This window comes from Pseudomonas sp. NC02, assembly GCF_002874965.1.
Taxonomy (GTDB): domain Bacteria; phylum Pseudomonadota; class Gammaproteobacteria; order Pseudomonadales; family Pseudomonadaceae; genus Aquipseudomonas.
In genome coordinates this window covers 2,412,844-2,428,487 of record NZ_CP025624.1, presented here as the reverse complement: position 1 = coordinate 2,428,487, position 15,644 = coordinate 2,412,844, and the positions used below count along the sequence as shown (strand labels likewise).

Sequence of the window (15,644 nt, the reverse complement as noted above, 5' to 3'; positions counted from 1 at the left end):
GAGTTGATGCCATCGCAGGCAAGCCAGCTCCTACAAGGAATTCGCTGCACCTCACCCCAAGAGGAGATACACATGCCGCACTTCATCGCCGAATACACCGACAACATCGAGCAGCAGGCCAACCTGCCGGCCCTGTTCGAGCAGGTTCACGCCGTGCTGGGGGACAGCGGCGTGTTTCCCCTGGGGGGCATCCGCAGTCGCGGAGTGCGCCTGGACACCTGGCGCATGGCCGACGGCAAGCATGACTACGCCTTCGTCCACATGACCCTCAAGGTCGGCCACGGGCGCGACCTGGAAACCCGAAAAACGGTGGCCGAAGCCCTGTTCAAGGTCATCACCGAACACTTCGCCGCGCTGCAATCCCAGCGGTTGCTGGCGTTGTCGTTCGAGATGATCGAGCTGCACCCCGAGCTGAATTTCAAGCAGAACAACGTGCACGCATTCCTGAAGAACCAGGCGGGCTGAGCACAGCCCACCTTTCCGCCCATGGCCACTCAAACAAAAAAGAACAACATCATGAGCACAGCCAATACCGCCGACAGCACCACCCTGATCGACCATCAGCGCACCCACAGCATCGTCTCCTGGCGACTGATGCCGTTGCTGCTGATCTGCTACCTGTTTGCCCACCTGGACCGCATCAACATCGGCTTCGCCAAGATGCAGATGAGCACCGACCTGCACTTCAGCGACACGGTGTATGGCCTCGGTGCCGGCCTGTTTTTCATCGCCTACGCGCTGTTCGGCGTACCCAGCAACATGGCCCTGGACCGGGTCGGCCCACGGCGCTGGATCGCCTGCCTGATGGTGGTGTGGGGCGTGCTGTCCACCAGCATGCTGTGGATCGAAAGCTCCACCGGCTTCTACGTGCTGCGCTTTTTGCTCGGGGTGGCCGAAGCCGGCTTCTTCCCGGGGATCCTGGTGTTCCTCAACCGCTGGTACCCGGCCCGCCGCCGGGCGCAAGTCACCGCGCTGTTTGCGATTGCCGTGCCCATGGCCGGTGTGATTGGTGGCCCGTTGTCCGGTGCGATCCTGGAGAACTTCCATGATTTCGGCGGGCTGCGGGGCTGGCAGTGGATGTTCCTGATCGAAGGCGCCCCGGTGGTGCTGCTCGGCCTGGTCGTCCTGAAATACCTGCCCGACAGCTTCGAAACCGTGAAGTGGCTGGAGCCCGCGCAAAAGCAACAACTGCGCGAGCAACTGAGCACTGAAGAACAGCGCAAATCCATCACCTCCTTCGGCGGCATCCTGCGTGACCCGCAGGTGTGGCTGCTGGTGGCGGTGTACTTCGCGGTGATGCTGGCGGTGAACACCCTGGCGTTCTGGATGCCCACCCTGATCCACGGCGCCGGCATCGGCCGCGACAGCCAGGTCGGCTTGCTGAGCGCCGTACCGTATCTGGCCGGGTGCTTCTTCATGATCGGCTGCGGGCGCTCGTCCGACCGCAACCGCGAACGCCGCTGGCACCTGTGCGTGCCGTTGCTGATGTCGGCCATCGGTATTGCGGTGGCCGGGCTCTCGCCCACCAACCCGACCCTGGTGCTGGGCGGCCTGATCCTCGCCGGCATGGGCGCCAGCGCTGCGCTGCCGATGTTCTGGCAATTGCCGCCGGCGTTCCTGTCCAACAGCACCCAGGCGGCCGGCATCGCGCTGATCAGCTCGTTCGGCAGCATCGCTTCGTTCCTCGCGCCCTACCTGATCGGCTGGATGCGCGACACCACCCAAAGCGCGAGCCTGGCCCTGTACGTGCTGGCGCTGCTTATCGCCCTCGGCGGCCTGCTGGTGCTGCGCACCCATGCGGCCATCGTCAATCCCCAGTAGAGATTTTGTCATGCTTGATCAAGCCCTTATTCAGCAAGCCGCCGCCCGCCTCGACCAGGCCGAGCGTTCCCGTGAACAGGTGCGCCAGTTTTCCCTGGAGCATCCGAACATCACGATTGAAGACGCCTACGCCATCCAGCGCGCCTGGGTGGCCCGGAAAATCAAGGACGGGCGCAAGCTGGTCGGGCACAAGATCGGCCTGACGTCGCGGGCGATGCAGGTGTCGTCGAACATCACCGAGCCGGATTACGGCGCCCTGCTCGATGACATGTTCTTCGACGAAGGCACCGACATCCCCTTCGAGCGCTTCATCGTGCCGAGGGTGGAAGTGGAACTGGCGTTCATCCTCGGCAAGCCGCTCAAGGGCCCGAACTGCACGATTTTCGATGTGCTCGATGCCACGGAATGGGTGATCCCGGCGCTGGAAATCATCGACGCACGCATCCAGCAGATCGACCCGCACACCAACGCCACCCGCAAGGTATTCGACACCATTTCCGACAACGCCGCCAATGCCGGCGTGGTGATGGGCGGCCGCGCCGTGCGCCCCACCGAGATCGACCTGCGCAAGGTGCCGGCGGTGCTATACCGCAACGGGGTGATCGAAGAGTCCGGGGTGTCGGCTGCGGTACTTAACCATCCGGCCAAGGGCGTGGCCTGGCTGGCGAACAAACTGGCGCCGTACGACGTCACCCTGCAACCCGGCCAGATCATCCTCGGCGGCTCCTTCACCCGCCCGGTGGCGGCGAATCCGGGTGACACCTTCCATGTCGACTACGACATGCTGGGTTCCATCTCCTGCCGCTTTGTCTGAATACTGGAGGACTGTTTCATGGACATGCCCATCAACCGTTTCAAGCAGCGCCTGCAACGTGGCGAGACCCAGATCGGCCTGTGGCTCGGTTTGGCGGACGCTTATTGCGCCGAACTGGCGGCGAATGCCGGGTTCGACTGGCTGCTGATCGACGGCGAGCACGCGCCCAATGACCTGCGCGGCATGCTCGGCCAACTGCAGGCTGTCGCGCCTTATGACAGCCAACCGGTGATTCGCCCGGTGATCGGCGATACGGCGTTGATCAAGCAGGTGCTGGATATCGGCGTGCAGACGCTGTTGGTGCCGATGGTGGAGACGGCTGACCAGGCACGGCAGCTGGTGCGGGCGATGCGTTATCCACCGGGTGGTGTACGGGGCGTGGGCAGCGCACTGGCGCGGGCGTCGCGCTGGAACAGGATTCCCGGTTACCTGGATGAGGCCGATGCGCAGATGTGCCTGCTGGTGCAGATCGAGAACCGTGAAGGCCTGGACAACCTCGATGCGATTGCGGCGGTTGACGGAGTGGACGGGGTGTTTATCGGCCCGGCGGACCTGAGCGCGGCCATGGGGCACCGGGGGAATCCCGGGCACCCCGAGGTGCAGGCGGCGATTGAGGACGCGATTGGGCGGATTCAAAAAGCCGGCAAGGCGGCGGGCATCTTGAGTGCGGATGAGAAACTGGCGCGGCGGTATATCGAGCTTGGGGCGGCGTTTGTGGCGGTAGGGGTGGATACGACGGTGTTGATGCGCGGGTTGCAGGGGTTGGCGGCGAAATTCAAAGACACCGCAACACCGGCCATTACCGGCGGCGTGTACTGACGCTCTGAAACCACAAAGATCCAAAATGTGGGAGCGGGCTTGCTCGCGAAAGCGGTGTATCAGTGCCAGGTTTGTTGGCTGACCCACCGCATTCGCGAGCAAGCCCGCTCCCACATTTGGATCGGCGGTGTGTCAGCGCTTGATGGTTTTCAACTCATCCAGCAACCCCAGCAACACCTGCAACTTCTCCTCCCCGAACTGCTCCTGCAACCGCTGGTAATTCTCCTCCATGCACTGGCTCATCGACTCGAAACTGGCCTTGCCCTTCTCCGCCAGCGTCACCAGCACCCGCCGCTGATCCTGCTCGGCCTTGCGCCGGTGCACCATCCCCGCCGCCTCCATGCGCACCAGCACGCCGGTCATGCTCGGCTTGAGGATGCACGCCAGTTCCGCCAGTTGGTAAATCTCCAGCTCATCATGCTGGCTGAGAATTCGAATAACCCGCCATTGCTGTTCGGTCAGCCCATGCTCATTCAGCGAGGGCCGGAAAAAACTCATGGCCGCTTCACGGGCCTGAAGCAAGGTCAGGGTCAGGGATTGTCTGGGTTTCAACATAGGCTCAGGGTCACGATAGATTTAGTTAATGTTTTAACGAAACTCTAACACTCTCCTCCCCACCTCACGCTATAACTTGTGAAGCCGGCGAAGGCTCTGGCGCGCAGGATCAAAACCGGCGGCACACAGAATCAAGACATCCAGCGCGCCAACGGCCTTAATACACTCATTAGCTCTTCACTGTCAGGCAGCGCAATGATCAATATCGAAACGCCGACCTATTACACGGCGACCAAGAAATACAACCTCAGCTTCCCCACCCTGGAGCAGGACGTGGAAGCCGACGTGGTGATCATCGGTGGCGGCTTTTCCGGGATCAACACCGCCCTGGAGCTCGCCGAAAAAGGCATCACCAACATCGTCGTGCTGGAAGCGCGTTACCTGGGTTTTGGCGGTACCGGGCGCAACGGTGGGCAGATCATGGCCGGCATCGGCCACGACCTGGAAAAGATCAAGAAGGACGTGGGTGAAGACGGCCTGCGCCAGATCTTCGAGATCAGCGACCTGGGCGCCGACATCATCAAGAACCGCATCGCCAAGTACGACATCGATGCCGACTTCTGCCACGGCTATGGCTACATGGGCTTCAACGCCCGCCAGGAAAAGACCCTGCGCGCCTGGGAGAAAGACTTCAAATCCATCAACACCCAACACGAGATCCGCTTTCTTGGCGGCTCCGACGTCAAGCAGATCATCGGCTCCGACGCCTACAGCAGCGCCCTGCTGCACATGGGCGGCGGGCATGTGCACTCGTTGAACCTGCTGCTGGGCGAAGCCAAGGCCCTGGCCGGCCACGGCGTGCGGATTTTCGAGAACAGCCCGGCGCTGGAAATCAGTTATGGCGAGCGCATCACCGTGCGCACCGGCCGCGGTTCGGTCAAGGCCAGCAAGCTGCTGTGGGCCTGCGACAGTTTCCTCAACAAGCTGGAGCCGGAACTGCACCGCTCGACCATCAACACCTACGCGTTCCAGATGATGACCGAGCCGTTGCCAGAAGAGCTGATCAACCGTATCAGCCCGATTCGCGGGGCCTACAGCGACATTCGCCCGGTGATCGACTACTACCGCGTCACCAACGAAAACCGCCTGCTGTTCGGCGCCGCCACGCCTTTGGTGGAGCACATTCCCGGCGATTTGAAAGCCTGGAACCGCAACCTGATGCTGAAGATTTTCCCGTACCTCAAGGACGTGAAGATCGACCTGGCCTGGGGCGGCCCGATGGCCTGCAGCCCGAACCTGTTCCCACAGATCGGCACCTTGCCCGGGCGCAGCAACGCGTTCTACGTGCAGGGCTATTCGGGCTTCGGCGTGACGCCGAGCCACATCATCTGCAAGGTGCTGGCCGAAGGCATGAGCGAAGGCTCGGCGCGGTATGACTTGGTCAGCTCGATCCATCGCCCGACCATCATCGGCAAGGACGCGATCCGCCCGCTGCTGCTTACCGCCGGCAAGTCCTGGCATCAGCTCTCCGGTTACTGGAACGGCCGCCGCTAAATCCCACGCCTGACACCTGTAGGAGCGAGCTTGCTCGCGAAAAACCCAAGGGCGCCGCGTTAATCCAGGACGCCAACGTCATCGTTGACGACCTTCGCGAGCAAGCTCGCTCCTACAGTTGGTCACTAATTTTTTCTCATCAGGAGCAACTGCCATGACCCTCGTTACCCTCAAGAAAGACATCCAGCTATCCGAACTCGACGCCTGGGGCACCGTCGCCGACCTCGGCTCGACCATCCTCGAAGGCGAAGTCCGGGCCTTCGGCAAAATGACCTTCGGTGCCCCCACCGACCCGGTCAGCAGCGCCTATTTCGGCACCACCCAGGGCAAGTTCCGCATGGTCTACCCGTTTGCCGAACAAGCCACCGTGGTCACCGGCGAAGTGGTGCTCACCGACGAGTCCACCGGCCAGAGGACCCGCTACAAGGCCGGTGACAGCTGGTTCGTGACCAAGGGCACCCCGGTGCTATGGGAAGTGGTCAGCGAAAGTTTCGTCAAACACTACTTCGCCGTGGTGTGATAGCCCCGGCTGCCGGCACCCGTCGGCAGCCTTTTGGCGCAGGTGCCCACCCATGCACGCTCTCCCCGCCCACGAAGTCGCCGGCCAGTGCCTGCAGGCTTTCACCCGCTTGATTCCGGTCAGCCAGGCCGCGTTCTATTGCGTCGACCGCCAGCTGCAAGCCCGGGATTTCCAGTTGCACGGCATGAGCGGCGAAATGCACCGCGACTACCTCGACAACTACCGCCAATTCGACCCGTTGCAACCGCGCAACTGCCTGTCCAGTGGCCTGGCGGTGGTGCCGCTGGGCCTTGCCATGGCCCGCCAGCCGGCGCGGGATACCCGGCGCTATGGGGATTTTCTGCGGCGCTATGGCGTGGTCGATGTGGTGGAGATTTTCGCCCAGCGCGCCGGCCAGCCCCAGGCGGCGATTTCGCTGTTGCGCACCGCCGACCAGGGCACTTTCACCGGCGAGCAACTGGCCCAACTGAACGCCCTGCAAACCTTGCTGCAACTGGCGGTGGCCAACATGCAGCCCACTGAAGATGCATTGGCCGGTCTCACACCCAAGGAGCGCCAGATCGCCCTGCTGTTGCGCCAGGGCGCCAGCAATAAACAGTTGGCCCAGGAGCTGGATGTCGGCCTGCCCACCATCAAGACCCACCTGATCAACCTGTTTCGCAAGGCCGGCGTCAGCAGTCGCACAGAACTGGTGGGAAGTCTTTTCCTGTAGTTCGCCTCAACCATCCGGTTGATACCCGCGCCTGCTCCCGGGCGCGATGATTCGTGGTGTTCACCCACCCAACCGGAGCTTCGCAAATGACCACCCCTTCTGACTGGATCACCGTGGGCGCCCTGGCCGACGGCTTCGCCCCAGAGGCATTTATCCTGCCGAACCTGGCCGACCTGAGCGGCAAGGCCTTCACCCTGCACTTCGCCAATGGCTGGCAGATCGAGCACCGTTTCGAGCGCGACAGCCTCTCCTGGGTTGCAGCCGACGGTCACTCCAGCGGCAGCGCCACCTACCGTGCGACCTCGGTGCGCCCCGGCCTGTACCTGGTGGATTTCATCAAGCGCGAAGGCACGCAGGCCTGGTCGGTCAGCCTAGTGCTCGACACCGCCAGCGCTTCGTTCACCGCTGTGCTCGGGCGCATGCCCACCCAGGAACAAACCCGCGAAGGCCTCTACAGCCGCGCCCTTGCCGGCAAGCCGCTGACTTCGGTGGAAGTGGAATTTCTCCACGGCAATCTCGACCGCCCGTGGCAGCCAGGCCAATGCCCCCACGCACCAACCACCGACCTGATCGGCCTGCGCAACCAGTACCGCTACAGCCCGAGCGAGGTCTACGAGCACATCTACCTCAACCACCAGTTCTACGCCTGGCAATGCCTCAAGGGTGTCGAGCAAGGCCTGTGCGACACCGACCGCTGCGATTACTACAAGATCGCCGACCAGCTCTACCTGTTCGTCTGGCGCGAAAAAATCATCCCCACCCTCGGCCTGGTGCTGATCGACCTGCAGCAACACCGCAGCGACGGCAAGATCTTCGGCTATGCCGACGCCTCCTTCGATGAGCTATCGAACTTTCCCATCAGCTCCTACTGCCAGGTGCTCAATCGCACGGAGCATCCTGATGACTGAGCCGCGCACGATTGTGATCACCGGGGCCGGCACGGGCATCGGTGCCGCGTGCGCCCGGCTGTACGCCGCCGAGGGTGCGCAGTTGGTACTGATCGGCCGTCGCCGCGAGCCGCTGGAGCAGGTCGCGCGGGAAACCGGGAGGTTGGTGTTGGTGGGTGATGCAGCCTGCCCGCAGACCTGGGAGGGTTTTATTGCGCAGATTCGCCAGCACTATGAGCGGATCGACGTGCTGCTGGCCTGTGCGGGCGGCCATGGCGTGGGCAGCGCCACCGACACCAGCCCGCAGACCTGGGAAGCGGCGCTGCGCAGCAACCTCGACAGCGCCTTCTACAGTGCGCGGGCGTGTTTGCCGCTGCTGCTGGAAAGCGCCGGGAACATCGTGCTGATGGGTTCGATTGCCTCACTGGCTGCCGGGCCCGAGGTGTGCGGCTACACCACGGCCAAGCATGCCTTGCTCGGGCTCAATCGCTCGCTGGCCCGAGATTATGGCCCGCGCGGGGTGCGGGTGAACGCGGTGTGCCCCGGCTGGGTGCGCACGCCGATGGCGGATGAGGAAATGCAGCCGTTGATGGATTTCCATGGCGAGACGCTGCAGCACGCCTATGACCGGGTGTGCGCCGATGTGCCGTTGCGCCGGCCGGCCAGCGCTGAAGAAATCGCCAGGGTGTGCCGCTTCCTGGCATCCAGTGACGCGTCGATCATTACGGGTGCGACGCTGGTGGCGGACGGGGGCTCAAGCATCGTCGATGTGCCGACGCTGGCCTATGCGCGTATGGAGCAGCGTCATGAATGAAGACCTGGATTTCACTGGTCGCAACGTATTGGTAACGGGTGGCGCCCAGGGTATTGGTCGGGCCATCGTCGAAGCGTTTGCCCTGCGGGGTGCGCGGGTGATGATCGCCGACCTGCAACTGGCAGAGGCGCTCGCGCTGGAGCTGTGCGGGCGCGGCTGCCAGGTGGAAGCGGTGACGGTGGATCTGGCGGATGCGGCTGCGGTTTTCGAGCTGATTGCAGGGGTGGAACACGACTGGGGGCGGCTGGATATTCTGGTGCATAACGCCGGGTATTTTCCGCTGACGCCCTTTGCCGAGATCACTCCCGCGATGCTCGACCGCACCTTGGCGGTCAACCTCTCGGCGTTGTTCTGGCTGACCCAGGCGGCGCTGCCGATGTTCCGCCGTCAGGGTAGGGGCTGCGTGCTGGTTACGTCGTCTGTCACAGGTCCCCGGGTTGCGTTTCCGGGGTTGAGTCACTATGCGGCGTCGAAGGCCGGGGTCAACGGGTTCATTCGCAATGCGGCGCTGGAACTGGCCGGTTTGAATGTGCGAGTCAACGGTGTGGAGCCCGGCATGATCGCAACCCCGGCCATGGGCAACCTGGGGGATGACCAGGTAAATGCACAGATCGCCAGCCGGGTACCGCTGGGACGGCTGGGCGCACCGTCGGATATTGCCGGGGCAATGCTGTTCCTGGCATCGGACCTGGCGGGCTATATCACTGGGCAGACGCTGGTGGTGGATGGCGGCTCGACCTTGCCGGAGGTTTAACGAAACGTCCTACCGAACTGCCGGATAACCTCTACTCCCCTGCCCTGAGAACCTCTGCAAAGTCCCTCGCCTGATCACACAGCGCGAGGGAACGCCGATGTTTTTTTCGATTAATGCCCTGCCCGATGGGGCTGCCTCTTGAATCCCGCCATAGGCTTTCTGGTCGTGGCGGCGATGGACCCGAAGACGCGCGACGTCGATGGGGTTCTCAATGACTTCACACATTGCCTGAACACCTACGACGCGTGGGCCGAGAGCTTCTGGAGCTTTTCGGCACTGGATGTCGAGCAGGTGTTCAAGGTCGGCGACGAGGTTTCGCTGGTCGCGCCCATCACCCGTTCCCTGTATCCCGCCAGCACCGTCGCGACCTGCAAGGCCAACTCACCGTTGACCCTGGTGCACATGTTCCAGAGCACACGGTTCGTGCCCATCGGCAATACGCCGGTGATGCTGCAGGAAGTCGCGCAAGACGGTGGCGCCCTCGGCGACCCCATCCATAAAACCATCGGCCCCAGCGGCATTCTCGAAGTCACCGAGTGCACCGTCGACCGGCAGTACCGGGTCAGTTTTTATCCCAACGTTTCCCAGGATCACATCAAGGCACTGTATGCCTCCTATCAGTCCGAGCTCAGCTCGCTGGAAGGCAACTTGCGCGGTCAGTGGACGAGCACGTTCAAGCCGATATGGGAGAGCTATGCCAAGGCGGGTTATGGCGAGCGCTACACCTCGCTGCAACTGGCTTATGCGCGGGGCTTTGAAAACGTGCTTTACGGCCTCTGGGACGGTATTGCGCAGCTGTACCAGTGGTTGGCAGACATCAAGCCCAACAGCGAAAAGCTCCTGCAGTACCTCTCCCAAGCCGAGCTTGGAGCGCTCCTGAAGCTCAGTCATGAGGCGATTGCCAAGGGATTGTTGATTCTCAGCGACGAGCCGCTGCTGTTCATCTACCTGTCCGCGATGGTCAGCTGGATGCGCATGCTGCCGCCGCATTACATGTTTGAGTTGCTCGGGGAAATCACCACCGAGGTGTTGCTCAACCTGCTGTTGCTGTGGGCTACCGGCGGTATGGGTGTGGCGGTACGGCTAGGCGCGCAGGTGCTGGGCAAGGTCAGGTCCGAGCGGGCACGGGAGTGGTTGGAACAGATTGCCAAGTTGGGCGGTACGGCCCCGCTGGATAGGCATGCGGAGGTGCTTAAGCCGTTATCGCTTCAGAGTCATGCAGTGCCGGTCAAGGCTGCGGCGGTGCCGTTGAAGGCTGGCGTGGACGAGATATCCAACCCGGCACCGATGGTGCGGGAGCCGAAGACGGCGCGCACGGCGTTGGTGAAGCAGGAGCCTGTGGATGATGCGCCAGCTTCGGCGAAAAACCCCAATGGAGATGCTTCGGTCTGTTCGGCGAATACCTGTACCAATGGCTGCCCGGTTTCGATGGTTACTGGTGAGGAACTGCTGACCCTCACAGACGGCTCGTTGGAGGGTGTCCTGCCATTTGCCTGGACGCGGTTGTATCGCAGCAGTGCCGTGGAAGTGGATTGCGGGTTGGGGTTTGGCTGGAGTCATGCGCTGGCGCAGCGCTTGGTGGTGAGCGGCGGATCGGTGGTGTGGACCGATCACGAGAACCGCAGCACCACCTTTCCCCTGCCCTCTGCTGCACGGCCGGCGATCACCAATAGCCTGGCGGAAGCGGCGATTTATCTGGGTGCTTTGCCGGATGAATGGGTACTGGCTCAGGCGTCGCTTTTCTACCACTTCCGTGACGGTGTGCTGACGGCGATCAGCGATGCGTATGACAACCGGCTGCGTATTTCCCGTGACTATTCCGGGCGGATTCAGCGGATTGATAACGGCGTTGGTCAAGGATTGCTGCTGCGGTATGACCGCCGACATATCGTTGCCGTCGACTATCAGGTGCAGCGGGAACTGGACTGGGTTACCGAGCAGAACGTTGTTGCCTACAAGTACGACGATGCGTGGCGGTTGATCGAAGCGACCAACGCGGTAGGCGAAAGCGAGCGTTATCGCTACGACGATCAGCAGGTGATCCTGGAACGGGAACTGGCCGGCGGGGCGAGTTTCTTCTGGGAGTGGGAACGGTCCGGCAAGGCGGCGCGATGCGTCCGCCACTGGGCCAGCTTTTCGCAGATGGACACACGGTATGTGTGGGATGACAACGGCACTGTCACCGTACACAACGCCGATGGCAGCCAGGAAGTCTACGTCCACGACCAGCGCGCTCGGCTGGTGCAGCGGATCGATCCGGACGGCGCGCAGCACTTCAAATCCTACGATGAAAAAGGCCGGCTGACGGTCGAGCAGGATCCGCTGGGGGCGGTGACGGCCTATCAGTACGACGAAGCCGGTCGGTTGATTGCGCTGTTTCCCGGGGACGATACGCCGACGTCCTACGAGCATGACAACGGGTTCGTACGGGTTGTGCGCCGTGGTGACGCGGTGTGGAAATACCAGCGTAACGATCAAGGCGATATCACTCGCAAGACTGATCCGGACGGCAATTACACCGAATACACCTACACCCAACACGGAAAGCTCACGGGTGTTTGGTATCCGGATAACAGAAGCCAACGCTTTATCTGGAACGAACGCGGCCAGCTCATTGAGGAAAAACTGGCGAATGGCGGTGTGCGGCGTTATCGCTATGACGAGCTGGGGCGGCAGGTGGCTTGCGAGGATGAGCATGGTGCGCTGACCCAGTATCAGTGGGACGCCGTAGGTCGTTTGCTGAAAGTGATTCAGCCTGACGGGGCCACACGCGAATTCAGCTACAACCCGTACGGAAAAATCACTGCTGAGCGCGACGAGTTGGGCCGCGTCACCCGCTACGAATACGCCGATGGTCTGCACCTGATCAGCCGCCGGATTAATCCGGACGGCACGCAGCTTAAATACCGTTATGACAATGTTCGGTTGTTACTGACCGAGATTGAAAACGAGGTCGGCGAAACCTATCGGCTCGACTATCACGCCAACGGCCTGATCCAGCAGGAAACCGGGTTTGATGGGCGCCGCACCGCCTATGCCTACGACCTCGCCGGGCATCTGCTGGAAAAGACCGAGTACGGCGACGATGGCAGTCGTCTGGTTACTGGTTATCAGCGGGACAGCGCCGGTCGCCTGGTAAGAAAAACCCTGCCCGACCGCAGCATTGTCGATTACACCTACGACCGCCTCGGCAATCTCCTCAGCGTCGACGACGGCCACTGGCCGCTCCACTACGAATACGACCTGCAAAACCGCCTCACCGCCGAACACCAGGGCTGGGGCACGTTGCGCTATGGCTACGACGAATGCGGCCAACTCAATTACCTGCGGCTGCCAGACAACAACCGCCTCGCCTTCCACCACGACAAAGGTGGCGACCTCGCCACCATCGAACTCAACGGTAACCTGCTCACCTCGCACCTGTTCAAATCCGGCCGCGAACACCAACGCCAGCAGGGCCAACTCCTCAGCCACTACCACTATGACGACCAGGGCCGCCTGCACGCCCACGCGATCACTCAACAGGAACAACGCTACCAGCGCCGCCAATACGACTACGACAAACGCGGCAACCTGACCCGCATCCTCGACACCCGCAAAGGCCAGCACGACTACCACTACGACCCGCTCGACCGCCTGACTCGCGCCAACCACTCGCACGACCTGCAGGAACGCTTCGTCCACGACCCGGCGGGCAACCTGCTGATGCAAGACCGCGTCGGTCCGAGCGTCGTCAAAGGCAATCGCCTGTTGATGCAAGGTGACCGCCATTACGACTACGACGCCTTCGGCAACCTTCTGCGGGAACGCCGGGGTCGGGCGCAGCAGTTAGTTACCGAATACAGTTACGACTGCCAGCACCGACTGATCAGCGTCACCCAGCCGGACGGCACCGAAGCCACATATCGCTACGACCCGTTTGGACGGCGTATCGCCAAAACGATAAAAAGCCAAACCACCGAGTTCTTCTGGCAAGGCGACACGCTGATTGCCGAACACAGTGCTGATCACCACCAAAGCTATATCTACGAACCCAACAGCTTTCGCCCATTAGCGCTGCTGAAAGGCTACGGCCCGGAAGACGTAAAACCCGTCCACTACCAACTCGACCACCTCGGCACACCACAAGAACTCACCGCCCCCGACGGCGAAATTGTCTGGTCAGCGCACTACCGCGCCTACGGCCAAATCGCGAAGCTGGACGTCAACACCGTTACCAACCCGCTGCGCTTCCAGGGCCAATACTTCGACCCGGAAAGCGGGCTGCACTACAACCGTCATCGCTACTACAATCCGGACATTGGCCGCTACCTGACGCCTGATCCGGTGAAACTGGCGGGCGGGCTGAACGGATACCAGTACGTGCCCAACCCGACGGGGTGGGTGGATCCGTTGGGGTTGAATACCTGTCCGGGAGGAGACGGCTGTAAGCCAACCATTGGCGCCGCTGAGCCTTCGGCAGAAGCGTCAGTCAACAAAGCAGAACCCAAACAACCGACACCAGATGAAAGCGAGGAGTATCTTTTTCGCGGAGATAAAACCAAGCCAGATGTAGTGTTCAAAGACGGCTTCAAAAGCAAGGGAGCTAGTGAAGACCTATACTTGCATGCCATTGATAGCGACGACCCTCCAAGTAATTTCATTAGTACATCACCTATAAAGGCGGTAGGGATAAATTTCGCCACCAGCTACAAAACAAAACCAGGTTATCTATACACTCTAAGAAGTATCGCTGGTCACGACCTAAATACAGAATTAGGGATGCAAGCCCCCTATCCAAAAGAAAAGGAATTTGCCATTCACCACAGAATACACACAGAGGACATTTTAGGCGTTACCCCTATGAAAAAAGACGGAAGCTACGTAGGCTATTCAATTCCAAATCCGAACAGGAAAATAGAATGAAGACTAAAAAAATATACATCCTGACTAACAATCAAAAAAAAGAAGCACTTGTAAAATACGACGATGAAAAGCTTATCTTGACTTTTTCCGAGGCCGAAAATTTCAAAAAAATCTACTCTGGAAAAGATATATATGTTTGCCTCGCAAAAGTCAGATCGGACTTTCCCCACCTAACCTTTCTATGCAAAGGCGCAAAATTAAACGTCATGCCTTCCAGAATGGCATCTCAAATGGGCGCTGGGCTTGTCGCTTATCAAATGACGATGGGCAAGCCCGCCCTTCCAGAGGATATAGTTCACATTTTTGATTACGAAGACGAAAACCTGACAAATGACCCACAAGAGCAAATTACTTTTTTTAAAACCTGGCTTGCATCGTTAAGCGCTGAAAGATACGAAGATTTCAACTAGCGATTAGTACATTCTCACCTTTCGAATAACGGAAGAACAGCCAGTTGGAAAGTTCAGCCTATTCGGTAAACCCCAGCATGCTTAGCGCCTACCAAATCGCCATCGCAGGCAAGCCAGCTCCCACAGTTAGACTGTGTACATCAATGAATCTTCTGCACCCCCAGTCACCCCACCTGCTGCAACCGCCCAGCCCGAAAATCCTTCGGCGACACTTCAAACTGCTTCTTGAACGAGCGACTAAAGTGCGCCGAATCCGTAAACCCCCACTTATACGCAATCGACGTAATCGACTCACTGCGCAAAAACGGGTTGGTCAGATCATCCGCACTGCGCTTCAACCGCGCCCGCTGGATATACCGGCACACGCTGTCATCCTGTTCCTCAAACAACCGGTACAAATGCCGCACCGAGATATTCAACCGACTCGCCAACCCCACCGGGCTAAGCCCTGGCTGGGTCAATGACTCATCAATCACCTTCTGCACATAGCTGCGCAGATTGCTGCCCTGCAACCCGCCACAATCATCGCGCTCATCGTCTTCCTGCTCAAACGCCGACCCCAGCAGCGAGATAAACGCCGACTGCAACGCCTGCCCCTCTCCGACCGCGCCTTCGCCGTTCAGTGCGTCTTTGCACAGTTGATCCATCAACACATGCAACATGCGCCCGCAGGCTTTGCTCGAGGAGATTTTGCCGAAGGTCTTGGGCTGGTTGCCGAACTGTTTGCACACCTCTGCGCGGGACAAGGACAGGGACGCGTGTTCGATGAGCCCGAACGGGGTGATGTCGATGGAGCCCACCGAGTCCATCAATAACAGTTCGCCGGGGGCAAGCTGGAAGCTCTGGCCGTTTTGGGTGATCTGGCAGTAGCCGCTGCGCTGGCTGACGAGGAAGCAGTGTTGGTCGTCATCGTGGTCGGCGCGGGCCTTGGGGCGCTTGATCAGGCCGGCGTTGGTGCGCAGGCTGGCCAGGGGCAAACCGCCGCGGGAAAAGGTGCTGATGCTGCCGATGAACAGCGAGCGGTTGAAGGCCAGTTCTGTGTCGAAGTGACCGCAAACCGCGCGCAGATCCCGGGTCCAGAGGTCCAGCCCGTCTTGCCCAATCTGTTGCATGCTCATGGTTGTTTCCACCTTGGCTTT

At 60.7% G+C, this 15,644-nt stretch carries 14 protein-coding genes; 12 read left to right on the top strand and 2 right to left on the bottom strand.

The annotated features are described in order from the left end of the window. The first annotated feature begins 72 nt into the window (after positions 1-72). From C0058_RS11530 to hpaI, 4 genes are read left to right on the top strand one after another with little or no spacing between them, the layout of a single operon-like run. Entirely contained in the window at positions 73-465 is a 393-nt protein-coding gene (locus tag C0058_RS11530) for a 5-carboxymethyl-2-hydroxymuconate Delta-isomerase (RefSeq protein WP_008437184.1), read from the top strand. A gap of 51 nt (positions 466-516) precedes the next feature. Further along, entirely contained in the window at positions 517-1,821 is a 1,305-nt protein-coding gene (locus tag C0058_RS11525) for an MFS transporter (RefSeq protein ID WP_102368621.1), read from the top strand. A gap of 10 nt (positions 1,822-1,831) precedes the next feature. Continuing rightward, entirely contained in the window at positions 1,832-2,635 is an 804-nt protein-coding gene (hpaH, locus tag C0058_RS11520) for a 2-oxo-hept-4-ene-1,7-dioate hydratase (protein ID WP_008437182.1), read from the top strand. Between the two features lie 18 nt (positions 2,636-2,653). Further along, on the top strand, positions 2,654-3,454 hold the full coding sequence (hpaI, locus tag C0058_RS11515) for a 4-hydroxy-2-oxoheptanedioate aldolase (RefSeq protein ID WP_102368620.1): 801 nt from the start codon (positions 2,654-2,656) through the stop codon (positions 3,452-3,454). Between the two features lie 132 nt (positions 3,455-3,586). On the opposite strand, the gene hpaR is transcribed toward hpaI, so the two are convergent. After that, positions 3,587-4,009, bottom strand: coding sequence for a homoprotocatechuate degradation operon regulator HpaR (hpaR, locus tag C0058_RS11510; protein ID WP_003209875.1), 423 nt, complete (start codon positions 4,007-4,009; stop codon positions 3,587-3,589). A gap of 195 nt (positions 4,010-4,204) precedes the next feature. Here hpaR and C0058_RS11505 point away from each other — a divergent pair, with 195 nt between their 5' ends. The 8 genes from C0058_RS11505 to C0058_RS11470 all read left to right on the top strand — a co-directional run bounded on the left by C0058_RS11505 (position 4,205) and on the right by C0058_RS11470 (position 14,505). Then, entirely contained in the window at positions 4,205-5,503 is a 1,299-nt protein-coding gene (locus tag C0058_RS11505) for an FAD-binding oxidoreductase (RefSeq protein ID WP_102368619.1), read from the top strand. Positions 5,504-5,657: 154 nt separating this feature from the next. Continuing rightward, on the top strand, positions 5,658-6,023 hold the full coding sequence (locus tag C0058_RS11500) for a cupin domain-containing protein (protein WP_087694950.1): 366 nt from the start codon (positions 5,658-5,660) through the stop codon (positions 6,021-6,023). Between the two features lie 52 nt (positions 6,024-6,075). Beyond that, entirely contained in the window at positions 6,076-6,735 is a 660-nt protein-coding gene (locus C0058_RS11495; RefSeq protein ID WP_102368618.1) for a LuxR C-terminal-related transcriptional regulator, read from the top strand. 86 nt (positions 6,736-6,821) lie between these two features. Continuing rightward, complete coding sequence (locus C0058_RS11490) at positions 6,822-7,643, top strand: molybdenum cofactor biosynthesis F family protein (protein WP_102368617.1); 822 nt, start codon at positions 6,822-6,824, stop codon at positions 7,641-7,643. After that, positions 7,636-8,436 carry an SDR family NAD(P)-dependent oxidoreductase gene (locus C0058_RS11485; protein ID WP_102368616.1) on the top strand — a complete coding sequence of 267 codons (801 nt, stop codon included), beginning with the start codon at positions 7,636-7,638 and terminating at the stop codon, positions 8,434-8,436. The genes C0058_RS11490 and C0058_RS11485 overlap by 8 nt, the downstream gene beginning before the upstream one ends. Then, entirely contained in the window at positions 8,429-9,190 is a 762-nt protein-coding gene (locus C0058_RS11480; RefSeq protein ID WP_102368615.1) for an SDR family oxidoreductase, read from the top strand. The genes C0058_RS11485 and C0058_RS11480 overlap by 8 nt, the downstream gene beginning before the upstream one ends. Positions 9,191-9,364: 174 nt before the next feature. Beyond that, entirely contained in the window at positions 9,365-14,095 is a 4,731-nt protein-coding gene (locus C0058_RS11475; RefSeq protein ID WP_102368614.1) for an RHS repeat-associated core domain-containing protein, read from the top strand. Continuing rightward, complete coding sequence (locus C0058_RS11470) at positions 14,092-14,505, top strand: hypothetical protein (protein WP_102368613.1); 414 nt, start codon at positions 14,092-14,094, stop codon at positions 14,503-14,505. Before C0058_RS11475 ends, C0058_RS11470 begins: the two co-directional genes overlap by 4 nt. A 164-nt stretch (positions 14,506-14,669) precedes the next feature. On the opposite strand, the gene feaR is transcribed toward C0058_RS11470, so the two are convergent. Next, the gene (feaR, locus tag C0058_RS11465) at positions 14,670-15,623 is read right to left on the bottom strand and encodes a transcriptional regulator FeaR (RefSeq protein ID WP_102368612.1); all 954 of its coding nucleotides are present in this window, start codon (positions 15,621-15,623) and stop codon (positions 14,670-14,672) included. Positions 15,624-15,644 lie beyond the last annotated feature (21 nt).